Source organism: Nitrospira sp., assembly GCA_024760525.1.
In the GTDB taxonomy this organism is placed as follows: Bacteria; Nitrospirota; Nitrospiria; order Nitrospirales; family Nitrospiraceae; genus Nitrospira_D.
Window position 1 is genome coordinate 3,280,020 of record CP060499.1, and the last position, 23,761, is coordinate 3,303,780.

General features: G+C 57.6%; 20 protein-coding genes. 3 read left to right on the forward strand and 17 right to left on the reverse strand.

What is annotated here, in order from left to right; translation table 11 throughout:
* Window positions 1-4 precede the first annotated feature (4 nt).
* Complete coding sequence (locus tag H8K04_15435) at window positions 5-1,546, reverse strand: sigma 54-interacting transcriptional regulator (protein UVT15193.1); 1,542 nt, start codon at window positions 1,544-1,546, stop codon at window positions 5-7.
* 79 nt (window positions 1,547-1,625) lie between these two features.
* Complete coding sequence (locus H8K04_15440; GenBank protein UVT15194.1) at window positions 1,626-1,862, reverse strand: CDGSH iron-sulfur domain-containing protein; 237 nt, start codon at window positions 1,860-1,862, stop codon at window positions 1,626-1,628.
* Window positions 1,863-2,085: 223 nt separating this feature from the next.
* Between H8K04_15440 and H8K04_15445 the strand changes: the two genes are divergently transcribed.
* Together H8K04_15445 and H8K04_15450 are read left to right on the forward strand one after the other, a co-directional pair.
* Window positions 2,086-3,048 (forward strand): universal stress protein, encoded by a 963-nt coding sequence (locus H8K04_15445; protein ID UVT15195.1) that lies wholly within the window; start codon window positions 2,086-2,088, stop codon window positions 3,046-3,048.
* A gap of 286 nt (window positions 3,049-3,334) precedes the next feature.
* Window positions 3,335-3,868 carry a hypothetical protein gene (locus H8K04_15450; GenBank protein UVT15196.1) on the forward strand — a complete coding sequence of 178 codons (534 nt, stop codon included), beginning with the start codon at window positions 3,335-3,337 and terminating at the stop codon, window positions 3,866-3,868.
* Between the two features lie 368 nt (window positions 3,869-4,236).
* Here H8K04_15450 and H8K04_15455 read toward each other — a convergent pair whose 3' ends face one another.
* From H8K04_15455 to H8K04_15470, 4 genes are all read right to left on the reverse strand, one after another.
* A complete protein-coding gene (locus H8K04_15455) occupies window positions 4,237-4,605 on the reverse strand; it encodes a response regulator (GenBank protein ID UVT15197.1) in 369 nt (122 codons plus the stop codon).
* A 160-nt stretch (window positions 4,606-4,765) separates the two neighbouring features.
* Window positions 4,766-6,748: a response regulator gene (locus H8K04_15460; protein UVT15198.1), complete on the reverse strand. Its 1,983-nt coding sequence runs from the start codon at window positions 6,746-6,748 to the stop codon at window positions 4,766-4,768.
* A 279-nt stretch (window positions 6,749-7,027) separates the two neighbouring features.
* Window positions 7,028-7,657 (reverse strand): response regulator transcription factor, encoded by a 630-nt coding sequence (locus H8K04_15465; GenBank protein ID UVT18010.1) that lies wholly within the window; start codon window positions 7,655-7,657, stop codon window positions 7,028-7,030.
* A 45-nt stretch (window positions 7,658-7,702) separates the two neighbouring features.
* Complete coding sequence (locus H8K04_15470; GenBank protein ID UVT15199.1) at window positions 7,703-8,803, reverse strand: PAS domain-containing sensor histidine kinase; 1,101 nt, start codon at window positions 8,801-8,803, stop codon at window positions 7,703-7,705.
* A gap of 660 nt (window positions 8,804-9,463) precedes the next feature.
* Between H8K04_15470 and H8K04_15475 the strand changes: the two genes are divergently transcribed.
* On the forward strand, window positions 9,464-11,164 hold the full coding sequence (locus H8K04_15475) for a cation:proton antiporter (protein ID UVT15200.1): 1,701 nt from the start codon (window positions 9,464-9,466) through the stop codon (window positions 11,162-11,164).
* Between the two features lie 68 nt (window positions 11,165-11,232).
* On the opposite strand, the gene H8K04_15480 is transcribed toward H8K04_15475, so the two are convergent.
* The 11 genes from H8K04_15480 to H8K04_15530 form a co-directional block, all read right to left on the reverse strand.
* The gene (locus tag H8K04_15480; protein UVT15201.1) at window positions 11,233-11,643 is read right to left on the reverse strand and encodes a hypothetical protein; all 411 of its coding nucleotides are present in this window, start codon (window positions 11,641-11,643) and stop codon (window positions 11,233-11,235) included.
* A 30-nt stretch (window positions 11,644-11,673) separates the two neighbouring features.
* The gene (locus tag H8K04_15485) at window positions 11,674-12,780 is read right to left on the reverse strand and encodes an NAD(P)H-dependent oxidoreductase (GenBank protein UVT15202.1); all 1,107 of its coding nucleotides are present in this window, start codon (window positions 12,778-12,780) and stop codon (window positions 11,674-11,676) included.
* 28 nt (window positions 12,781-12,808) lie between these two features.
* Window positions 12,809-13,486 carry an SDR family oxidoreductase gene (locus H8K04_15490; protein UVT15203.1) on the reverse strand — a complete coding sequence of 226 codons (678 nt, stop codon included), beginning with the start codon at window positions 13,484-13,486 and terminating at the stop codon, window positions 12,809-12,811.
* Between the two features lie 50 nt (window positions 13,487-13,536).
* Window positions 13,537-14,970, reverse strand: a complete 1,434-nt coding sequence (locus H8K04_15495; protein ID UVT15204.1) for an efflux transporter outer membrane subunit — start codon at window positions 14,968-14,970, stop codon at window positions 13,537-13,539.
* A 1-nt stretch (window position 14,971) separates the two neighbouring features.
* Entirely contained in the window at window positions 14,972-18,154 is a 3,183-nt protein-coding gene (locus H8K04_15500) for a multidrug efflux RND transporter permease subunit (protein UVT15205.1), read from the reverse strand.
* Window positions 18,151-19,344: an efflux RND transporter periplasmic adaptor subunit gene (locus H8K04_15505; GenBank protein UVT15206.1), complete on the reverse strand. Its 1,194-nt coding sequence runs from the start codon at window positions 19,342-19,344 to the stop codon at window positions 18,151-18,153. Before H8K04_15505 ends, H8K04_15500 begins: the two co-directional genes overlap by 4 nt.
* Before the next feature lie 146 nt (window positions 19,345-19,490).
* Window positions 19,491-19,829, reverse strand: coding sequence for a hypothetical protein (locus H8K04_15510; GenBank protein ID UVT15207.1), 339 nt, complete (start codon window positions 19,827-19,829; stop codon window positions 19,491-19,493).
* 128 nt (window positions 19,830-19,957) lie between these two features.
* Window positions 19,958-20,752 (reverse strand): SDR family NAD(P)-dependent oxidoreductase, encoded by a 795-nt coding sequence (locus H8K04_15515; protein ID UVT15208.1) that lies wholly within the window; start codon window positions 20,750-20,752, stop codon window positions 19,958-19,960.
* Between the two features lie 32 nt (window positions 20,753-20,784).
* Window positions 20,785-21,231: a VOC family protein gene (locus H8K04_15520; protein UVT15209.1), complete on the reverse strand. Its 447-nt coding sequence runs from the start codon at window positions 21,229-21,231 to the stop codon at window positions 20,785-20,787.
* Window positions 21,228-21,818 (reverse strand): histidine phosphatase family protein, encoded by a 591-nt coding sequence (locus H8K04_15525; protein ID UVT15210.1) that lies wholly within the window; start codon window positions 21,816-21,818, stop codon window positions 21,228-21,230. The genes H8K04_15520 and H8K04_15525 overlap by 4 nt, the downstream gene beginning before the upstream one ends.
* Before the next feature lie 78 nt (window positions 21,819-21,896).
* Window positions 21,897-23,732 carry a glycoside hydrolase family 15 protein gene (locus H8K04_15530; protein ID UVT15211.1) on the reverse strand — a complete coding sequence of 612 codons (1,836 nt, stop codon included), beginning with the start codon at window positions 23,730-23,732 and terminating at the stop codon, window positions 21,897-21,899.
* Window positions 23,733-23,761 lie beyond the last annotated feature (29 nt).

The window sequence follows — 23,761 nt, forward strand, 5'->3', positions numbered from 1 at the left end:
ACTCTTACTCGAGAGGGCGGGTGATACCGAGCTTCTGCATCTTTGATTGGAGGGTCGTCCGTTTAATCCCCAATCGGGCCGCGGCACCCGAGGTGCCGCCGATGACCCACTTTGTCTCACGCAGAGCGCGCAAGATCTGCTCACGTTCTGCCTCTTCAAGCGTCGCCGGAGAGCCGAGCGAAAGCGGGTGGTCATTGTGCAGTTCTCTGATGGGCACATGCAGATCCGTCCCCTGCGTCAGAATGACGGAACGCTCGATGAGATTTTCCAATTCGCGAACGTTGCCGGGCCAGGCATATCGGGAGAGCATGTCGAGCGTCCTGGCGGGAACCGTTTGGATATCTTTCTTCATGCGGACAGCGTAGTGCTGGGTGAAATAGCGGACGAGGACAGGAATGTCCTCTCTGCGTTCGCGCAAGGGGGGCAAGGTCACCGGAAAAACATTCAGCCGATAGTACAAGTCACTGCGAAACTGCTTCGCCTCCACCAAACTCTTGAGATCTCGGTTTGTGGCGGCTACCAGCCGCACGTCAACGTGAATGGTTTTGGTACTACCCAACCGTTCGAATTCCTGTTCTTGCAGCACTCGGAGCAGCTTCGATTGTAACTCCAGGGGGATTTCTCCCACTTCGTCGAGGAAGATTGTCCCTTTATCGGCCAGCTCGAATCGGCCGGCTTTCTGAGAAATAGCACCCGTGAAAGCGCCCCGCTCATGTCCAAAGAGTTCGCTTTCCAACAGGCCGGTCGGAATGGCGGCACAGTTCAGCTTGACGAACGTGCGCTCGCTACGGCCGCTCAGTCGATGGACGGCGCGGGCGATGAGTTCTTTACCAGTCCCAGTTTCCCCTTGAATGAGCACCGTCGAATCCGTCGGAGCCACGACTTCGACTTGTTTCAAAACCTGCATGAGCGCGTGGCTGTCGCCGATGATATCCTCAAATCCGTGTTCGATGCGCAGCTCTTCTTCGAGATAGAGCTTTTCTTTGGCCAGTTTGTCTTTGAGTTCTTCAATTTGCTGAAACGCCAGGGCATTTTCCACTGCGACAGCCACTTGTTTGGCGACTTGCTGGAGAAACTCTAAATCCGTGTCGTTATAGGCTTCTTTCTGTAAGCTCAAAAAGCCCATCGCACCCATTCGCCCTCTCGCCGTGGTTAAAGGGACGAAGCAAAACGACTGCGTCCCATCCTCCTTCATGAGTTCAATGACCTTTGGCCAACGGGGTTCTTCCGAGAGGTTCGGGACCAACAGTGACTGTTGCATTTGCCACACTAATCCGGCAGGACAATCTTCAATCGCCACCTCATGCCCGCCCACGAGATCAGCCGGTACATTGGCCTGGATCGTATGCAACCGCATCACCTTCTTCACGGGATCGTGGAGGGACAAGTCCACGTAATTGACTTGCACAACCCGAGGTAAGCGGTGAGCTAAATCATGGAAGAGCTGATCGAGGTCTCGTTGCGCAGCAATCACCTGTGCGACTTCCAAGAGCGCCTCATAGCGCTCCGCGAGCGTCTCACAGGGACTTATGCTTGGCCGATCCATACGCGCAAGTATGGACTACCGATCAGCGGTAGCTCAAGTGGTCTCATCGTTAAACCGGCAACAACGGCCTCCCTGGTCATCAGAGGGTTTGATGCGTTCCGTCGCAGTACGGCGGGGTCTTAGTCTGCTTGCACTGACACAAGGCGACTTCCTGTTTCTCTGTGAGCGTAAATTCGACCGGCTCGAATCCGGTCCCTTGATGTGACCCATCACAGAACGGTTGATCTCGCGAACGTCCACACGCACACCAGTAGTAGGTTCCCGGGTCCAATGACACTACCGCCGGCTGCTTGGCTGCAATGCGTGGCTGTCCCATGAGTGTGCCTCCCTCGGTCATAGGTAAGTCGGACTACGCGGCCGAAGTATACCGTTTCATGACGCACTTCGCACCGTCTCCTTGCGCGAGGCCCTCCAGTCGCTTCCCTCTCACTCGATCTGCCCTCTACAGACTCCTTACGATTGATTCATGAAGAGGCGGTATTCCTCACCTCCTCTATGGTATTTTCGTATCCTCCGTTGGCAGGCCCGCGGAGTTCGTCGTGAATACGACCGCACGCAAGAATGGAACACTCCTCCTGGCGACCGACTTTTCGAAGCCGGGGAAACTGGTGTTTCCGTATGCTCTTAAACTTGCACTGGCGTTGAATCTCCGTCTCATGGTCCTGCATGTCGTGAAAGCCCCTCCCGGCTTCGAGCATTGGTCTCCGGCCGCGCGCCGCTCCCTTCATTCCTTGAAAACCAAGGCTCTGCTTGAACTGGGCCGGATAGTTCGCCTTGCCCACGAGAACAGCCTCATAGCCCATCACAGACTGCTGGTGGGCATTCCTGTGGATTCCATCCTGGAAGTTGCGCATAGCTCTCACGTTGTCCTTATCGCCATGGGAACTCAAGGTAAGACCGGCTGGGATCGGCTTCGGCTAGGCAGCGTTGCGGAGAGCACCTTGCGCCGGACGCTCTGCGCCGTTCTTACGGTCAGCGCGTCTGTTACGCACCATACCCCTGTCAATCCACACCGGCTGAGGATATCTCGCCTTCTAGTAGCAACGGACTTTTCTGCTTCTTCGAAGGCCGCGCTTCGGACCGCCGTCGTGCTGGCAAAACGGCTAAACGCGCGGGTGGTGCTGGTCCATGCCACCGAGCCATCAGCCTCCTCGCAATCTGACACTCTTCGCGTCGTTGAACTCTCGCGGAGGCGCTGTGACCAACAGCTCCAGAAGATCATATCGACGTTCCGAGCAGATGAGGTCATCGCCGATAAGGTCGTGATCACGGGAAATCCGGTTGAGGTCATTCTTGACCAGGCAAAACACCAGAAAACCGATCTCATCCTCGTTGGAACCCATGGCCGTCGCGGTATGAAGCGACTCATGCTCGGCAGTGTTGCCGAAGCTGTGGTTCGAAGAGCCGCGTGCCCGGTCTTTACTGTGAAGGCTCAAGTGAGAAACCCGTTTGACATCACGAACGGTGCGAGGCGCTCCTCTCCGCGCAACAGTACCCGTTAATACGCTTCGGCTTCCAGAGAATCGAAATATCACCGGCGATACAACGTCAGTCAGTTACACAACCGCGCCGCCCCCGTTGAGGTGGCTCTTTTCAGGACATTCAAGAACTTAAGAGGTTATGGTCAGTACCAACGAGCGCGGGCGGACCTGTAACAGGGACCACATTGGGCATGCTCTCGCTTGATCTTACCTCCTCGTATTCGTTATAAGGGACTGCCGATGCTTTCAGGCCGTTAAGCTGACCTGGCATTTTTTCAGTACAGAGCCTTATCTGAAAGGAGATCGCATGCGAGTCGTTCTGCACTTCATTTTCGTATTAGGTATAGGTGTGTCCGCATTTCTAATCAACGCCTCTTCAGCATATGCCAAGACCGTTGAGTCAGGAGACTCCAGTTCGAGTTGGAACGGAACCGGCGAGTTCTTGGAACTTGGAAACGGAGAACAGGTCGTCAATGGAATTGTAAAAGGGGTGTTGATCTCCCGTCATAAGGACGGGGGCAAGCTGATTGTCCATTCATCCAAACTGACCTGTCCGGTGCGCGTGAATCTTAATAGAAGCAAGGATTATCAGGCGATAGAAGGCCTCTGCACGATCGTGGCGCATGAAGGCAAGGACGTCGGATATGCCCACTGGAAGTGCACTGGAAATTTAAAAGAATGTGTGGGCGATTTCACGTTTACGGGCGGTTCCGGTGGATTCACCGGAATGTCAGGAACAACCCCTTTCCAGACCAGCATTGTTTTTGAGCTGCAGGAAGGGAAAAGCGGTCAAGCGATCGGGTATGCGGTCTGGCCGAATCTGACGTATACATTGCCCTAGGTAACCATCTCCTGTTTACTCGCCTTTCAGTCATTGTTACGGGAGGAGCTTCCAATGAACGATGGAAGTTCCTCCTACAAAACTCCGACTTTACCCGTATAGCTGTTTGATCAGTAACCCTACCTGGTTTCTCTCCCGACAGAAATCCTCACCCAGACCACCCCCCATTCTTTCATCCTCTTTTCGAGGCTCTTCTCATCACTAAACCTTTCACGCGGTGAGAATCGAGCGCACGCTGATGACTTCGGGGTGGCGTACGATGAAAGCTGCTCGAACCCTTATTTCAGGTGGTGTGAGAAATCGGGCACAGCTCAGGCTTCCCCTTAGCTTGGGCCAACGGAAAGTCGGAACAGACAAGACTCACTTCGTCACGTTGTGGACAACAGTGATTCAATCCGCTGCAGAAGGCCCTGCGCGCTGAAGGGTTTGACTAGAATATCGTGGGCACCAAAGACCTTAGCCGTTCGACAGACATCGAACCCGTTGATTGGGCTGCCGGAAAGTACCAGAACTTTGGCGGGCTTGGCACGCGACCGGACATGTAACAGGACTTCCAGACCATCCACATTAGGCATAAAGATGTCCAGCAGGATCACCACAGGCTCAGCCCGTTCGAGGTAGGCCAATGCTTCCATTCCGTCGCCGGCCTCCTCGACCTGGTAACCCTTGGACTCAAGAATCCGGCGCACCCAGGCTCGAATCTGAGGGTCGTCATCCACAACAAGAATCGTGGGCATAAGATCCTCACACGCTACGCAGACATCCTGTCCGGTCCCAAGTTCATCGAGGATTCACCGGACTTGGCGGAGTTGGACTCCGAAATATGTGGCTCCATAAATGGATCAACCTCTTGGGGTTAGACTCGCCATCGCTTCAGGCTCGTTTGGAATGGTCGGTTCATCCCAGAATCGCTCGAACCTTATTGGCAAGCGAATGGACCGTGAACGGCTTCTGCACAAACTCGCTACCAGGATCCATAAAGCCCTGCGCCGTCACGTAGTCCTCCGAGTAACCGGACATGAAGATCACTCTTAATCCTGGACGCAACTGCAGCATCTCCCGGGCAAACTCCCTCCCGTTCATCATCGGCATGACCACATCGCTTACAAGAAGTTGGATCGGGTCTTCGGCAATCCTGACCAGTGCCAGCGCCTCAATCTGACTCCTCGCCTCCAGAACCAGGTACCCCAGGGACTTCAGAATCTCGACGGCGACCAAGCGTACGTTGGCATCATTCTCGACCACAAGGATCGTCTCGGTGCCTCGCTCGACTGTCAGGGGAGCCAGGGGAGCGCTACCCATCCCATTCCGATTCCCGTCCTGGGAAGCGCGAGGAAAGTAGATCCGAAACGTGGTTCCTTGCCCCGGCTCACTATAGACCCAGATGCTGCCTCCGCTTTGCTTGACACTCCCATAGACCGTGGCCAGCCCCAAGCCGGTTCCTCGGTCGCCCTTCGTGGTAAAGAAGGGCTCGAAGATGCGGGATTTGGTCTGCTCGTCCATGCCGCACCCGGTATCGATCACCGCAAGCATCACATAGCGGCCGGGCGATACCGCAACGTGCGAGCGGGCATACAGTTCGTCCAACTCAACCTCACCCGTTTCGATCGTGACAGTGCCCGTGCGGCCTATGGCATCACGCGCGTTGATCACAAGATTCAGGAGCACCTGCTGGACCTGGCAAGGATCGGCGAAAATGGAACTCAACGAAGGAGCTAACCGTGGCGACAACTGAACACCGGTTCCGACCAAACGCTGCAGCAGATCATTCGCTTTGCTGATCTCCGAGTTCAGGTCCAGCACCTGCGGACGGTGTTCCTGTCTGCGGCTGAACGCCAACAGTTGTTGCGTTAAGGCGAGCGCATGCTCGCCCGCTGTGCGTATCTGCTTGACATGACTGTAGAGCTGATCTTCTGCTGAGAGTTGACTTTCGATCAATTGGCTGTAGCCCAGGATGGCCGTGAGGACGTTGTTAAAATCGTGCGCGATGCCGCCGGCCAAGCGGCCTAGAGATTCGATCTTCTGGGCTTGCAGGAGCTGCGATTCCAGCAACTTGCGATCGGTGATATCGCTCAACGACCCGGCCATGCGGGAGGCGCGTCCGGACCCATCCCAGATCGCAATCCCACGAGCCCTGAACCATCGGACTTCTCCCTGTTTGGTGCGCAACCGATATTCGATGTCGTAACGAACCGTTCGGCGCTCAAGGTAGGCCGTGATTGCGGCGAAGACTCGCGCCCGATCGTCCGGATGCAACAGGGCGTCCCAACTCGCGAGGACGTGGGGCAACTCATGCTCGGCGTAGCCGAGCATCTCTTTCAGGTGTGTGGAATACCACACCGGCTGAGCCGGATTATGCCAGGGCATTTCCGGCAAGAACGTGACGTCCCAGAGGCCGTCGGATGAGCCGGAGACGGCGAGATGGAATCGCTCCATGGTCTCGCGCAGCCGTTCCATGGTCTGTCGAAGGATCGCCTCGCTTTCTTTGTGGGTTAGGACCACGGCGCGAAGCGCCTGAAACTGCGCACTCAAGCTCCGGAGGATCGACCGGAGTTGATCGAGGCCGTGCACCTTATCAATGAACAATTCAGCCCCTGCCGCGAGACAGGCTTCGCGGTATTCCTGATCCACGTAATTCGTCAGGATGATCGTGATCGGCGCCGGCTTCTTGCTTTTGACACGCCGGAGCACCTCGATCCCTGTTTTCACCGGCACGTTGATGTCGAGAATCGCAACATTGGGACATTCCCTCTCGATGAGGGCAAGCACTTCTTGCCCTTCATCTGCCGTCCCGACGACTTCGACGCCCGGGACATCCTGTAAGATCGTATACAACTTGCGGCGCACGATCGCCTCACCATCCGCAATGAGCACTTTCATGACTTGCCTCTTCGCAGTTTAGTCGTAGACAAGCATTGCCTAGTTTCAACATGCATGGGACCAGCGCAAGCGTCTATCGGCAAAAATGGGAATTTCCTGTCGGAAAATCGTGGGTCAGTGTCGAAGAATTCCCGAAGATAGCGTGGGACGGCATGTGGACAGCCTCAAGAACCATCAGGAGGCAACTCAGGGCCGAAGTGAGCAACACCTGACCGTGCCCGAATGGAGACACAACATCGTGGCAGGGCAACTGATGGGTGGACCGGGAAAGAGGAACGTTCACTGGACGAGATGATGACGAAGGGCGTAGCGAATCAGTTCCGCGGTCGTTCGGAGCTTGAGTTTTTCGAGCAACCGGGCTCGGTACGTACCGACCGTCGAGACGCTGAGGCACAGTTGATCGGCGGTTTCCGTGAGAGTCTTGCCCTTGGCTATGAGGCAAAGGACCGCCAGTTCACGATCCGACAGCGTCTGATGCAGCAAGGTCGGAGCTTCGTGCGCGAAACTTTCGGCCAGCGCTTCGGCGAGAGAGACCGTGACGTACCTGCCTCCCTGCATCGCTTTTTTCAGCGCGGCCAACAACTCGTCCGGCGCGCTGTCCTTCGTCAGATACGCCTTCGCGCCGGCCCTGAAGGCGCGAACGGCATACTCCGTCTCCGTGTGAAAACTGAGTATCACGACCGGCACATCAGGCCGTCGGGCCTTCAGTTCCTTGAGAACATCCAAGCCGTTCATGTCCGGTAGATCAACGTCCAAGACCACCGCGCTCCAGAGATCATCCTTCACGGTGTCCAACACCCCGCGTCCCGATCCGGTTTCTGCGACAACCATCTGCTCGAAACCCTCAGCGATGATCTGCCTCCACCCCTGTCGGACGATGGCATGGTCATCGGCGATCATGACCCTCAGCATGGTCGGGCCTCCAGCCTCCTCGGCTCGGAATGATTCGCGGCATTACCCTTGTTGTGGCATAGGGAGGCGCACGCTCACGGACGTCCCGCGATGCGGGACGCCCTGCATCGTGAGTTCTCCCTTGATCGAGACCAGTCGTTCGCGAATGCCGCGCAACCCGAAGGATGTCGGCTTGGCCATATCCTTCTCCATAATCCCTCGCCCATCGTCGTTGATGGTCATCACCAGCGCGCCGCTTTCTTCCTGAAGACAGATCTGCACGCGCTGCGCGTTCGCATGGCGGATGACGTTGGTCAGAAGCTCCTGGGCGATACGGAAGAGCGCCGTGGCCTGGGAGTCCTGGATGTGCATTTGCGCCACATCGGGGCCTGTCAGTAGCGTGCATTCCAGGCCAGTCCGTTCCTGAAAGTCTCGGGTTTGCCACCGCAGAGCAGCGACCAGTCCAAAATCGTCCAGGAGGCTGGGGCGCAGGGACACGGCGATGCGTCTGGTGGAGTTGGTCAGCGCGTTCACCAGCTTCATCATGGACTTCAATCGACATGCGATCTCGCCTGCTTGCGCTCCACCCCCTGCTTCGCTGTGCTTGCAATTCAGCCAGATCAGGTCCAAATGGAGGGCCGTGACCAACTGCCCTAATTCGCTGTGCAGTTCCCGTGCGATCCGTTTGCGCTCCGCTTCCTGTGAGGCTTCCAATTGACCGATCAATCCCCTGAGTTGTTGATAGGTCCGCTGAAGTTCTCCCTCAGCCCTGTTGCGCTCGGTCACGTCCACGTCCATGCGTACGAAGCATGGCGCACCGTCGGAACTTGAAATGCCGAACGTCGTCGAAAGGCAGACGCCAGGGCTGCCGTCGCGGTGATGGAAGCTAGATTCTGCAGGCCCAAGCGACAGGCCAGTCATTTGGATTTCTTCCAGAACTTTGACAAATGCGGCGGCGTCCTCGGGCGTCAGGAAGAGTTGCTCCAACGTCTTCCCGAGCGCCTCCCCGCTTTTCCAGCCGAACATATTCTCGGAGGCGCGATTCCAATACAGTACGCGACCGTTGTCGTCATACCACTGCACGGCGACATAGGGGGTGTTTTCAACGGTGGCGCGGATGCGTTCTTCGCTCACCCGCAGCGCCGACTCAGTCCGCTTGCGCATGGCGACCGTCCCAGAAATGCTGCACGCCTTATAGGTCTGCAACAGAGAAAGATACCGGCAACGACCCAGAGCGACGGGAGGACCAATGTGAGAGGTGCTGAGAGAGAAGCGATACTCATCGAATCGGCGTTCTCCCCACGCGTGGAATTCTACACTCGGCGCTTCGTCGCGCAGACGGGCTCGCGGCTAATATCGTGAAATGAAGGGCCGCGCCCGATGGGACTGCGCTCGCGACCATCCAAGGGCTTGCGTCAGAGCGGAATTCATGTTCATGGCCAGTCGGATCGGCAGCAAGTATAGCCTAAATTCTACACTCGGGAAAGTGTCTTAGGGCTCACTGCCGTGATAAGGCATTCGGCTTCGGATGGCATGCGATCTTAGCCCGGACCGGGTCGGTTACGTGTGAGAGCTGATCTTGTCGAACCGGGGCCGTCGCATCAGGATCTCTTAAGGGCCCGTCGGCTATGCTGGGCTGATAGGGGGTCTGATCGTTTAGTTTGGACCCATGCGAGAACTATGAAGCAAGACGACGATCGCTAGATGAAGAGGCGACATTCTTCACCTCGTCTATGGTATTTTCGTTCCCCGGTCATGTGGCCATCGCCGTCGATCGGCCATGGCCGGTCAATGTGCGGATAGAGTTCGCTGAAGAGGTATTGCGTGCAGCCAAATCCCTTGTTCTTTTCGGATCTTGCCACGGTATTCCTTGCCGCCGTCGCCGGCGGCGTACTCGCCCGAATTGCCGGGCAGCCGTTGATCCTCGGCTACGTCCTGGGTGGCATCGCGATCGGTCCATTTACCCCGGGCCTTACGATCTCTGAACCGCATGCCTTCGAGCTGTTTGCAGAGATCGGCGTCATTCTCTTGATGTTCTCGATCGGACTTGAGTTTTCAGTGAAGGACCTGATGCGGGTCAAATGGGTTGCCCTTGCCGGTGGTCCGCTCGGCATTCTCATGTCCATCGGATTGGCCATCCTGATCGGGAGTCTGATCGGGTGGTCGACCATCCAGAGCATCGTGATTGGAGCGGTCATTTCCATGGCGAGCACGATGGTACTCGCGCGTCTCCTCGTAGATCGGGGCGAGCTTCGATCGAAGCATGGACGGGTGATGATCGGCATTACCCTCGTCGAAGACGTCGCAGTCGTAGGGATGACGGTGCTCATGCCGGCCCTCGGAGAGTTCGACTCGGGGCGATTGCTTCTGATCGGTCAAGCCTTGGGAAAGGCTCTATTGATCCTGGTGCCAGTGGGATACCTGGGCGCCAAAGTCATCCCACCGATCATGACTCACGTCGCCAGGACTCAGAATCAAGAGCTCTTCCTCCTCGTCACGCTGGCCATCAGCCTTGGGACTGCCGCCGTCACACAGATGGTCGGACTTTCTCTCGCCTTGGGAGCCTTCCTGGCCGGGCTCATTATCAGCGCATCCGACTATGGACACGAAACCTTGGCCCGGCTTCTTTCGCTACGTGATGCCTTCGTCGCGCTCTTTTTCGTGACCATCGGTATTCTGATCGATCCGCGCGTCATCCTCAGTAACATTTCTCTCCTTGCCACGATGATTGCCTTGATCGTAGCCGGGAAGCTCTTGATTTGGATGACCGTCGTGCGGCTGTTCGGCTACCCATGGATCACCGCAGTCCTGGTGGGGGTCGGCCTCACGCAAATCGGCGAATTCTCGTTTGTCCTCGTGCAGGTCGCAAAATCGGCGGGCCATGTCGGCAGTGAAGTCTACAATGCGACGCTTGCCGCCTCTCTCATCACCATTCTCATGAATGCGGCTCTTGTCAGGTATGTGCCCGGCTGGCTCGTTCAGAGACGTCTCGCGCACGATCAACACGACATGGCGCCGTGGCCGCCGGAAGGCGAACCGCTCCGGCAGCATGTCGTCCTTTGCGGATTCGGACGAGTCGGCAGCGCGCTCGGAAGGGCGTTGGAGGCTTTCAGTCTTCCCTACGTGGTGATCGACCGAAATCCGGACATTATTCGCCGGCTACAAGCCAAACGCGCGGCCTGCCTCTATGGCGACGCCTCCCACCGCGAATTGCTTATGAAGGCCGGAGCGGCGGATGCATCTCTGATCATCGTGGCCTTGCCTGAGATCGAACCCGCCGCGCTGACAGTGAGTCGTATTCATGACCTCAATCCGAAAGTTCCAATCCTGGCCCGTGCACATGGACTCGCGGAAGGGGAACGATTGGGTGTGATTGGAGCGACCGAGGTCATTCAGCCTGAAGTCGAGGCATCGGCGACATTGATCCGGCATGCCTTGAACTGGTTCGGGGTACCGAAGGACCGCATTCTCGACTATGTGGAGCAGTACCGGCAATCTATGGAAACGAAACGGCATTCAGGTTGAGGATGTCGCAAGGCCCTCCAGCGTCGTTTTCGCATCGCTCAGTACTCCTGATGCTTCCCGATCCGCCATCAACTCCGATTGGGAATGGACTGCGCGAGCAAGTTTCTGACCGCCGCGTGCGCCAGAATCACCTCCGGTCCCCGTTGCAGCGCATCGTAGTATTGTCTGCCGAACCCCTCCCCAACCTCCGTCGGGGTGAGAAGTTTCCCCACCGACTCAAGCACGGAGATCTTCTCGTCGTTCGACGGTTCAACGGCTTCGCTAAGTTCGTCAAGCTTGGCCGTTAACTGGGACAACGGACGCAACCAGGCAAACCAGCCATCGTTCAGCACCAACTGCAAGAACATCCCGTTGGACGGAATCCTCCCGTGCACACGCTCGTAGGACACCCGCTCATCGTCCAACAACGCTTTGTGTAGATGAAGAAGGGCCTGAATGAGATTGTCCAATGAGCTATCTCTTCCCCTTTGGTTCGGCATACCATCGTCTCCTCGTCGAATTCGTGGTCGTCAGCCGGTAGGCTCGCTATCGAGTTGATGCGCTTTGCGCCCGCCGCGAGCCAGGGGATGCTCGGGAAGTTGTCCGTCGATCATGAGCTTTGCCATGTCTGCCGCGCGTGTCACCAGTTCCTGTGCTCCTTCACGAAGTTCCCGGCTGTTCTGGACCTCGATGACGTTCCGTTCCATATCCTCGGCACTCCAGCCTCTGGAATGAGCGATGAACGGAAATTGCGGGAATTGGCAGCCGACCTCGGCCCAAAACGTCAAGAGTTGCCCGGCTACGCCTTGAACATTGTCCTGCCCGCCCATGATGATGAAAGCGGCGACTTTGTTCTTCAACAAGTGTTTGCTGGCGATCGTCTCCTGATTCTGAATGCAGTTCAGCCGCTCGATCATCTTGTAGTACAGACTGCTCGCGTTCCCCCAGCGGATCGGCGTGGCGATGAGAATCACGTCGGCCCAATGCACGATGGCTTCGTACACACGATCGAGCTGATCGCTCGGGTCCATCTGAGTGATGGAACACGGCCACGTGCAAGCCTGCGCCGATTTGGAATAGAACCCTTCGCAGGCTCGAAAGCTCAAGTCTCGAAGCTTGATGTACTGGATCTCGAGCTGAAGGTCGGTCTGCGCGTGCTCCAAGGCAGTCTCGAGTAACGCATCGGATCCGCTGTAGCGCGGATGGGCGACAGTCATCGCCGTCGTAGAGATGCCGACGACCCGAATCGGGCCAGCCCGGCGAATGATCGGTCTCGCCAAGGGATGCGGCGCATGCGCCTGCTTCTTGCGCTTTGTCGCTGAGGACAGGTCGACGTAGAGGCGACCGCTCTCTACCTTGGTTGCGTAAGCCGGAACCTGATCTTGCTCATAGCCGGGTTCCCCTTGACCGGTTCGATGATGAAACTTCCAGTAATGCCAGGGGCAGACTACATAATCGCCGTTGAGAGTGCCTTCGCCTAACGGGCCGCCCACGTGATTGCAGACTCCGGAGATGGCGCCAAACGCGCCGTCCTTGTGCGTCAGTGCGATGGCCGTCGCCCCGCACACAACTTCCTGCAAGGGCTTGTTCTTCAATTCCTCGACAGACCCGACATCAATCCAGTTGCTCTCGGACATCAACATTCCTCGCAGTGTTTGTCCCGACTCACGTTCCCATTGGAATAACGGCCCCGTTGATCTGACTGGCCTCATCGGACGCGAGATAGATCAGCGCCTGGGCGACGGATTCAGGCTTGACCCACGTCGATGGATCCACATCAGGCATGCTGTTCCGATTTGCCGGCGTATCGATGGTGGTCGGCAATATGCCGTTGACCATGACACCCGATCCGGCCAATTCCGTCGCGAGCGCGCGGATCAGCGCCAGAAGTCCTGATTTCGACACGATGTACGCCGCCGCGCCGGGAAAAGGTTCGACCGCGGCACGGGCAGCGACATGGACGATCCTCCCACTCCGCCTTCCCAGCATATGTGGCATGACCGCCTTGGAAAGCAGAAACGCCGACGTAAGATTCAGCGTCAGCATTCGCTGCCACAATGAGACGTCCGTCTCCGTGACACGACCCAGCGCAAAGCCACCGACCAGATTGACCAGGGCATCGATGCGGCCTTCCTTCCGTACAACCGCCTCGACAAGCCGCCGCACATCCTTTTCATCGGTCACATCGGCTGTAACCGCGACCCAGCCCTCCGGTTGGCCTGCAGATCCGTGGCGATCAACGGAAATCACCTGCGCCCCGGCATGCGCGAACGCCGGAACGACGGTGTGTCCTAGGGCTCCGCCCCCTCCTGCAATCAGCACGATCTTCTTTTCCAATCCCATTGGATCGCCCCACGAATGACAGGCGCCAAAGCACAAGATAGTTCGCCGCGCTAGTGATCTCCCGTTTGGATCGCGGAGGCCACCGGCTGTTCTCGATCGGACTCCTGAGGCGACCAACCACCGCCCAAGGCTTTGTACAGCTGGACCACCGATATCAGGTACAAGCGGTGGGTCGTCGCAAGCGCCAATTCCGCGTCGAACAGGTTCCGTTGCGCGATTAAGACATCCAAATAGTTCGCCAGGCCGCCTTTGTACCGGAGATTGGCCAGGCGTAGGGCCGCTTTCAGCGCGTTCACCTGTCGCTCCTGCGCAGCCGCCTGTTCACGTGCCATCGCGACCCCTGCCAGCGCGTCTTCAACTTCCTTGAAGGCTACGAGGATCGTCTGTTTATATTGGGCGATCGCTTGTCGGGACTGAGCTTCCGCGGCCTTCTGCTGAAACCCGAGGCTTACCGCATTCAACAAGGGACCGGTCAGCGTCGGACCGAAGGCTGCGAAGTCTCCTCCGGCCGTGAAGAGTTTGGATAGGCTTGGATTGGCGAGGCCAAGAAGTCCGGTGAGCGAGACTTTTGGGAAACGATCGGCTTTCGCGGCTCCGATTCTGGCCGTCGCCGCAGCCAGCTGCAGCTCCGCCTGGACGATATCCGGCCGCCGTTGCAGCAATTCGGATGGGAGACCGGCCGGCACGATGGGCGGCACGACTTGATCGGTCAACGATTGCCCCCTGGCGATCTGGCCAGGATTCCTCCCTAGTAACACACTCAGTTCATTTTCTTTCAGAATCACTTGGCGCTTCAGATCCGCAATGCGCGCCGCCGCGTTTTCCCGCTCCGCTTGAAACTGTTCGACATCCAGCCCGTGAATCAATCCTTGCCGGTGACGAGCTTGGCTGATTCGCACTGACTCGTCCCATGCTTTCAACGTGCGTTCGGCAATCTCCAGTTGCAGATCGAACTGCCGAAGGTCGAAATAAGCCTGCGCCACTCCTCCGACCAGCTGCAAAACGATCGCGCGCCGACTTTCCTCCCTGGCCAGCAGATCACCGCGGGCCGCTTCATTCGACCGGCGGATCCGTCCCCACACATCGATTTCCCAAGCGAGATTTCCCTGCAGGTAGTAGCTGAAGGGGCTCGGAAATCCTGCGAAACGGACTCCGCCCGACCGCGCAAAGGGGAAATTGGCCGTCCCCGTCATTTGAGGAATATAGTCTGTCCGCGCGATGAACAACCGAGCTTCAAACTCTTCGATCGTCGCGACGGCACGTTCGAGATCCTTGTTTTCCTCCAACGCAATACGGATAAGCTTCTGAAGCTCCTCATCACGGTACAATTCCCACCAGGGCATATTGGCGAGAGACGGGAGATCAGTGGCTTCTTTGGCCATGCGAAACGAATCATTGGCCGGAATATCAGGGCGCGAATAATCGGGCCCCACCGCGCAGGAAAGCAGGAGGCCTGAAAGGCCTAACAGCGGGAGGATTCGCATATCAAGGTTCTCCTTGCACAGAAGCCGAAGCAAGCCCGGGACGGTCTTCTCCGGTTCTGTCTTGTCGGACAGGTCGGGGAGCCGGCTTTCCCAACATTCGGATCAGTGTAAAGAACAAGGGGACGAATAGGACGGAAAGAATCGTCGCCGCGATCATGCCTCCGAACACACCGGTCCCGATCGAATGGCGGCTGGCCGCGCCGGCTCCACCGGCGGCGACCAGCGGCACCACGCCAAGAATAAAGGCCAATGAGGTCATGAGGATGGGCCGGAACCGAAGTCGGGCCGCTTCCACCACGGCATCCCTCAATGGAAGACCGTGCTGATACCGTTGATTCGCAAACTCCACGATGAGAATGGCATTCTTGGCCGCAAGCCCGATCAGCGTGACCAAGCCGATCTGGAAATAAATATCGTTCGCCATTCCCGACAACCATACCGCGGATAAGGCGCCGAACACTCCAAACGGGACGGCCAAAATCACGGCGAACGGAACGGTCCAGCTCTCGTACTGGGCAGCCAGCACCAGGAACACCATGAGCAACCCGAATCCAAACGCAACAATCGATTGAGAACCGGCCTTGCGTTCTTGATACGATATCCCGCTCCAATCGATGTCGAACCCCTGAGGGGTCAACACTTCCTGCGCCACCCGCTCCAACGCATCGAGCGCCTGGCCCGAACTGTAGCCCGGCGCCGCTGAACCCAAGACAAGCGCAGTATTGAATCCGTTGAAATGGGTCACGGGGTCTGGCCCGCTGGAGTAGTTCGTCGTCACCACGGTGTCGAGCGGAATCATAGTAGTGCCTTGGGCGTTCACGGCTCGAACATAAATCTTGCTGATATCGGCCGGGCGCGATCGATACTGGGGCTCCGCTTCGGTCTGGACCCGATAGACACGGCCGAATTTGACGAAATCGTTGATGTACAGGTTGCCGAAATAGGCTTGAAGCGTGTCGAACACTTCGGAGATCGGCACCCCGAGCGCCTTGGCCCTCTCCCGATTGATCTTGGCGTGGACTCGCGGGGCGCTCACGCGGAAACTCGTGCTGACCGCTCCGATCGCCGGGTCCTGGCTTGCCTTTTTGACAAACTCCTGAGCCACCGCGCCAAACTGTTTAAAATCCCCGCCGCTCGGGTCCTGCAGTTGCACGGAGAAACCGCCGGTGGCGCCCAGACCCCGAATCGAAGGAGCATTAAACGCCAGGATCAGCGAACCGGGAATCTTACCGAATTCCTTGAACGCCCCTCCGATCAGCGACTTGACATGGTCCTGCCGCCCCTTCCGTTCATCCCAATGTTTGAGAGGTGCGAAGAGCGTCGCCGTATTGGTGCCTCTGGTATTAAAGACGAAGTTCTGTCCCGACAGCGCTTGTGTTGCATAGATCGCAGGAAGGGTATGATAGTACTGCTCAATTCGATCGACGACTGCGTCCGTCCGCTTTTTCGACGCCCCATCCGGCAGCTGAACGACGGTAATGAAATATCCCTGGTCCTCTTCCGGTAGGAAGGCCATGGGAATCACTGCAAATAATTTGACTGCGACACCAATCACCACCCCGCACAGCGCCAATGAGAGGGCCATGTGCTTCAACGTGAAACTCACGCTCGTCGAGTACCGAATCTGAATCCACTCGAACAGCCGATTGAATAGTCCAAAGAAGCCTTTGCGCGGCCCATGACTCGGCTTCAGCACCAAGGCGCAGAGCGCGGGACTGAGCGTCAAGGCCACGAACCCCGAGATCGCGACGGAGACTGCGATCGTGATCGCAAACTGCTTGTACAATTGGCCTGTGATGCCCCCTAGAAACCCCACCGGCACAAAGACCGCGCACAACACCAGCACAATGGCGATCACGGGGCCCGCCACCTCCCCCATGGCTTTCTTAGCCGCGTCCTTCGGCGACATCCCACCCGCCATGTGACGCTCCACGTTCTCCACAACCACGATGGCATCATCCACCACAATTCCGATGGCAAGCACTAAGCCGAAGAGGGTGAGGGTATTGATGGAGAATCCGAGGGCGGCCATCCCCGCGAAAGTTCCGATCAGCGAGACCGGAACCGCCAAGACAGGAATCAACGTGGCGCGCCAGCTTTGAAGAAAGAGGTACACCACCAGGACGACCAAGACCATGGCTTCTCCCAAGGTCTTCACCACCTCCTTGATGGAGACATCGACAAAGCGTGTCGTGTCGTAGGGAATGTCGTACGTCACGCCGGGTGGAAAGACCTTGCTCAGTCTGTCCATTTCTCCGCGAATTCGCTTGACCGTGTCGAGGGCGTTCGCGCCCGGTGAGAGAAAGGTGAGCAGCAGCGCGGTAGGCTTGCGGTTGAAGCGGCCTTCGAGTACATAGGATTGCGCTCCCAACTCGACCCGCGCGACGTCTTTGAGCCGAACCATCGATCCATTCGGCAGCGCGCGAACGATCATCTCCTCAAATTCGCGCACGTCGGTCATGCGTCCCTCGGTAATGAGCGGAAGCGTGAGCTCCGTGGCAATCGGCATGGGCTCGCGTCCGACCGTTCCGGCGGGAAAGTCACGGTTCTGCTCGCGCACGACATTCGCGATATCGGTCGGTGTCAGACCCAACTGCGCCATGCGCACCGGATCGAGGACGAGACGCATGCTGTAATTCTGTTGTCCGAAGACCAGCGCATCGCCGACTCCGGGCAGTCGCTTGATATTGTCGAGGATTCGCAGGATCGCGAAATTCGATAGGAACAGTGCATCTTGCTGCGGATCGTCGGATTTAAGCACCATCACCGTCAGCAGATCCGGCGACAGTTTTTTAACGGTCACTCCCTGACGGACGACTTCCGGCGGAAGTTGCGGCTCGGCAAGCTTCTGGCGGTTCTGGGCCTGAACTTGCGCGATATCGATGTTCGTCCCGATTTCGAACGTCAGCTTGATGGTCATGTGACCGTCGTTCGTGCTCGTCGAATCGAAGTAGAGAAGCCGATCGATGCCGGGCAGCTGCAATTCGATGGGACGTGCGACCGATTCCGCGACGACATCTGCGCTCGCCCCAGGGTAATCAGCGTCGATCTGTACCACCGGGGGAGTGATCTCAGGAAACTGAGCGATGGGTAGAGCCAGCATTGCCACTAGCCCCACCACAACGATGACGATGGAAAGGACCGAGGCAAAAATCGGCCGATCGATGAAAAAACTGAGATTCATTTTGCCTGTTCCACGCCGCCACCGGCCGGCGTTGGAAGCGTATCAGACTTTGTCGAGGCCACCGTGACGGGTTTGACCTGAGCTCCGGGCACGAGTCGTTGGAATCCCTCCACGATGACCCGTTCCCCGGCACGGAGTCCGTCCTCGATGAGCCACTGGTCCCCTTGCCAGTCCGTGGCTTTCACGTCTCGAACTTCCACTTGATCGCCTTGACCGACGACATAGACCACCGCGCCCTTTGGACCCTGCTGGACCGCGCGTTGTGGAACAAGAATGGCGTTGGGCTTCGATACTCCATGGAAGCGCACGGTCACAAACTGACCGGGCAATAGCACCCGATCAGGGTTCGGGAACACGACCCGCGCTTGCCGGGAACCCGTCTCGGCCCGTAACCCGATATCCGCAAAATCCAACACGCCGTCATGCGCATAGGCTGTTCCATCCACAAAAATAGCGGTGCCCGTCAAACTGTAGATCCCGGGGTGCTGTATCCGTTTTGAAAGGGTGTCCCGACGTCGCTTGAGAAGAAAACTCTCCGGCGCGCTCACGATGACGTACATGGGATCGACTTGATGAATGACGGTCAGCAGGTCCGTCTGTGCGGTAACCAACCGCCCTTGGTAGTACCGCGTACGCTCGATCAGGCCGTCGACCGGAGCCACGATGAGCGTATTGTCCAAATCGAACTTGGCCTTGATGAGATCTCCTCGTGCAGCCTCCAGCGCGGCCCGCGCGGTGAGATCTTCCGCGATCGCGTCGTCGACATCCTTCTGACTGACGGCATCTTCTACGAGCAACGGCTTGACACGAGCCAGATTTTGCTTGGCCTGGACAACCCGCGCCTCGGCTTGTGCGACTCGTCCTTTGGCGCTCGCGAATGCTGCCTGGAAGGGCACCGGATCGATCTCGTAGAGGCGATCACCGTGCTTGACGTCGCGTCCCTCTGAAAAGAAGCGTTGCTTGATGATGCCGGTGACTTGCGGACGAATTTCGACGATGCTCGATGCTTCGGCCTGCCCGATAAACTCCGGTTCATCAGGGACGGTCTGAGAAGTGGTTTCGATGACTTGGACTTCAGGGGTCGGGCGAGGCGCCGAAGAGCCGGCTTCGCCTTTGCACCCGAGCAAGGCGGAGGCCCCTATCAAAAGAACACCGACTAATATGAGTCTTTTGCGGGTCGTCTCGTTCATGACCATGCCCACCTATCGATGCTCAGTATGGGCTACTGAATCGCCGATCCTCAAGAGCACCGAACATGCGTGTGCTCATCATTCTGATCACCACAAGCGCTTGCATAGAACCCTTCCCCAAACGCTCACTCACGAGCGCACCGGCATCACTCCACCTCGATCGTCACGATCGCTTCGGCTCCCAGCGCGTCGTGGTCGTGGCTTGCGGCGACCAGCTTGATCTCGTGCGAGCCGCGTGTGAGACCCTTGACCACGCCTTTGAACCCCTTTTGATATTCACCGTCCACGTAACAATGGATGTGCGTGGCTTTCGTACTCTTGGACAGTGTGTACCGAACCTCGACGGAATCCCCTTTTATCACTGCGCCCTGTGTCGGACTCACGATCGTGAGCCATTTGCCCGCGCCATCAGCTGTCCAACCGTCCACGCCGGATCCCAATGACAGCAGGCCGATCAGCACTGACATCATAACCACACGAATCATTTTGCACCTCTTGGAATGGTTCTTGACATCTGAGTTACATATTGATGGACCATGGCATGACCTCTTCATGAGCGAGACGGCAGCACCGATGCCTTCTTCATTATGATGGATATTCCACACATCTCTCTTCAGAGAATCGAGCGAATGACACCACCGTCCACGCGAAGGGCTGCGCCGTTGGTCGCAGAGGACAGCGGGCTGGCGACAAACGCGACGAAAGCGGCCACTTCCTCAGTGGAGGCAAACCGTTTGAGCAACGAGCTTGGGCGGACAGTCTCAAAGAATTCTCTCTCCACCACCGAAGGCTCAAGGTGGCGAGACTTCGCCATATCGCCGACGAACTTCTCGACACCTTCAGACTTCGTCGGGCCTGGCAAGATCGAATTGATCGTCACGGCGGTGCCCACGGTGGTTTCCGCCAAGCCTCGCGCCAGCGCCAGTTGCATGGTTTTCGTCACGCCATAATGGATCATTTCCACCGGGATATTGACGCCGGATTCGCTCGAGATAAAAATGATCCTCCCCCAGTTTTGTGTCCTCATCTTCGGCAGGTAATGGCGGCTCAGCCGCACACCGCTCATGAAATTGGTTTCGATAAGCGTCTGCCAGTCTTCATCGGAGATCTCCTCAAACGGCTTTGGCTCATAGGAACCCAAGTTGTTGATCAAAATATCGACCTGAGGAAAGGCATTCACGGCTTGCGTCACCGCCTTCGCTGTACTTAGATCGGCGATGAGCGGTTCGAGCTTCACGTGAGGATATTTTTGCCGGACCTTTGCGATTGCCTCGGTTACCCGCTCTTTCGATCGACCATTGATAATCACCGCCGCACCCTCGCCGGCCAGAGCCGCAGCAATAGCCAAACCGATGCCTCCGGTCGAACCGGTCACGAGCGCGAGCTTGCCCGACAGTTGTAAGTCCATGCGTGGAACCCCTCTCGATCAATGAAATGAACTTATAAATTTAGCGGCTTGATCGGCGCCATCACCAACGCCGGGTTGTTTCTCCACACCGATTCGTCCGCATCCACATAGAGCTCAACCTCGTTCCCGTCGGGATCTTTCAGATAGAGACTTTGGCTGACCGTGTGATCGCTCATGCCATCGATCTGAATTCCTGCCTGCTCCAAGTCCCGCTTTGCCTGACGCAGTTCGTCAAGGCTGTCTCCCACTTTGATCCCGATATGGTAGAGGCCACGGTGACGTCCTGTCGGTGGTCCCGGTGCCTCGCCGACTTGAATCAGCAGCAATTCGTGATGCGTCCGGCCGGATGTCAGCGCGGCGGCAGCACCATTGAAGATCCGTGCGACTTCCTTGAAGCCCAACAGATCCCGGTAAAAGCCGAGCGATCGATCAAGCTCTTTCACATAGAAGACCACGTGGCCCAAATACTGTGCTTTCATAGTCCCTCCTCGTGTGGAAGGTTCCAACGTGTGATGACACGCGTTTCACGCTCAAAGCCGAGCACGCTGATCGAAGCAGTGCGGAGGACGAACAACCGTCCTGCGTCGGGTGACAGACCGAGCCAGCAGGCGGCGAGTATGCGTAGGATATGGGCATGCGCGAACAGCACCACGTCGCCGTCGACCGCCAGCGCCCGCCGGATCACCCGTTGGGCTCGGTGCCGGACCTGCTCGAGCGACTCGCCCTTGGAAACGGACGCCGTCCAGATCGACCAATCAGGCTGTTCCGACCTGATCTCCGAAGTCGTTCTTCCCTCATAGATACCGTAATCCCATTCGAGCAAGTCATCGGTCATACTCGCCGCCTCGCCGAAACCGGCCAGCCGGCAGGTCTCGCGGGCTCGGCGTAGCGGGCTGCAGAGCACCAAGGCAAATCGTCGGCCGGCCAGAGATCGACCCAGCGCGGCCGCCTGACGCTCACCCGTCGAAGTCAGCTCGATGTCGGTCCGCCCCGTATGCCGCTTCGCCACGCTCCATTCAGTCTCACCGTGCCGAATCATCCACAGCTCCTGGCGCGGCTCACTCATGTTTTCCACCTGCTGCTCTCTCAATCCAATTTGATCTTCTGAACACCCTGGCCTAGTCCGACACTCACTATTCAGATATTAGGTCTTCCTCTCCAATGCGCGATCAAGATTGAACGCGGCACTGATCAATGCCAGGTGGGTGAAGGCTTGCGGGAAATTACCGAGCGCTTCCCCGCGGGTTCCAATCTCCTCGGCATACAGTCCCACGTGGTTGGCATAGCTCAACATCCGTTCGAACAGGAAACGTGCCTCTTCAAGTTTGGCTTGATCGACACGCCCTGCCCGCGCCAGGGCTTCAACCAGCCAAAATGTGCACATATTGAACGTGCCCTCTTTCCCATGCAGACCGTCTTCACCCGTTTCGCTGTCGTACCGATACACCAACCCATCCGACATCAGTCCACCGAATTTCGGTGAGCGCGTAATCGCCGCCAGAGTATCGAGCATCCTTGGATCGTTCGGCGAGAGGAAGAACACGAGCGGCATGATGAGATTCGAGGCGTCCAACGAATCGCTGTCGTAGTGTTGAACGAACGCCCGACGCTCGGCATTCCATCCCTTCTGCATGATCTCTTCGTAAATCTGATCCCGAACGCGCAGCCAACGAGTGCGATCGGCTGGAAATGAGCGTTTGTCGGCCAAGCGAAGGCCCCGGTCCATCGCCACCCAGCACATCAATTTGGAGTAGACGAACTGCCGGCGTCCGCCCCTGGTTTCCCAAATCCCTTCATCCGGCTGCTGCCAGTTGTCGCACAGCCAATCGAGCCGCTGCTTGATTCTCATCCAGGTGTCGTGACCGATCGGCAACGCGTATTTGTTATAGAGGTATGCGGCGTCGAGCAATTCGCCGTAGATATCCAGCTGCAGCTGATTGTACGCGCCGTTGCCGATCCGGACAGGCTTTGCGCCGCAGTAGCCGTCCAGATGGTCGAGCGTCTGCTCCGTCAAGTCGTGACGGCCGTCGATGCCATACACGATTTGCAGTGAACCATCCGCCTCGACCTCCTTGGCGCGCGCCGCCAGCCAAGTCATGAAGCGGTCTGCTTCCTCGGTGAACCCGATTTTCAGAAAACCATAGACGGTGAAGGCCGCGTCACGCATCCAGGTGTACCGGTAGTCCCAATTGCGGACGCCGCCGGGGGTTTCCGGCAAACTGCAGGTCGGCGCGGCCACGATGGCGCCGGTCGGCTCGAAGGTCAAGAGCTTCAGGCACAGCGCGGATCGATGGACCATTTCACGCCATCGTCCTGTGTAGGTGCATCGCGACAACCAGCGGCGCCAATACCTCACGGTCTGCTCGAACAACTCATCGGCCTCGCCCGACGAGGGACAGGAACCGCAGCTTTCATCGGATTCAATGGGTCTGAGAACGAAGACGGCCGACTCACCCTCCTGCAGAATAAAGACCGACCGGACTCCACGATCATCTTGCTCGAGAGGAATATCTGTAGCCAGTCCAAGGCTGAGATCCGGTGAATGAAAACTGGCTCCTTGCTTCGTCAACCGCGTACGATGAGGAGTCCGAGCGTAGTTGAAGGCCGGATGGCAGCGAACCTGAAACTTCATACTCCCCTGCGTCACACGAACCCGCCGAATGAGCTGATTCTGCCATGGGAATTCCGGAGACACACCGACCGGCATGAAGTCCAGAATCTCGGCGACCCCGTTCGCCGCATGAAAACGGGTCACCAGCACGTTGGTCTCCGGCCAGTAGAGCTGCTTCGGGGAGATGTCCGTGTCGACGGCGGTGATCTCAAACCGACCGCCTTTCTCATCGTCGAGAATGGTGGCGAACACGCTGGGTGAGTCGAAATGAGGAAAGCACAGCCAATCGATCGATCCGTTCAGACCGACCAGCGCCGCCGTCCGCATGTTGCCGATCAATCCGTGGTCTTTAATCGGTAGATAGGCCATGGTCTCACGCCGGATTGTTTGCTACACAT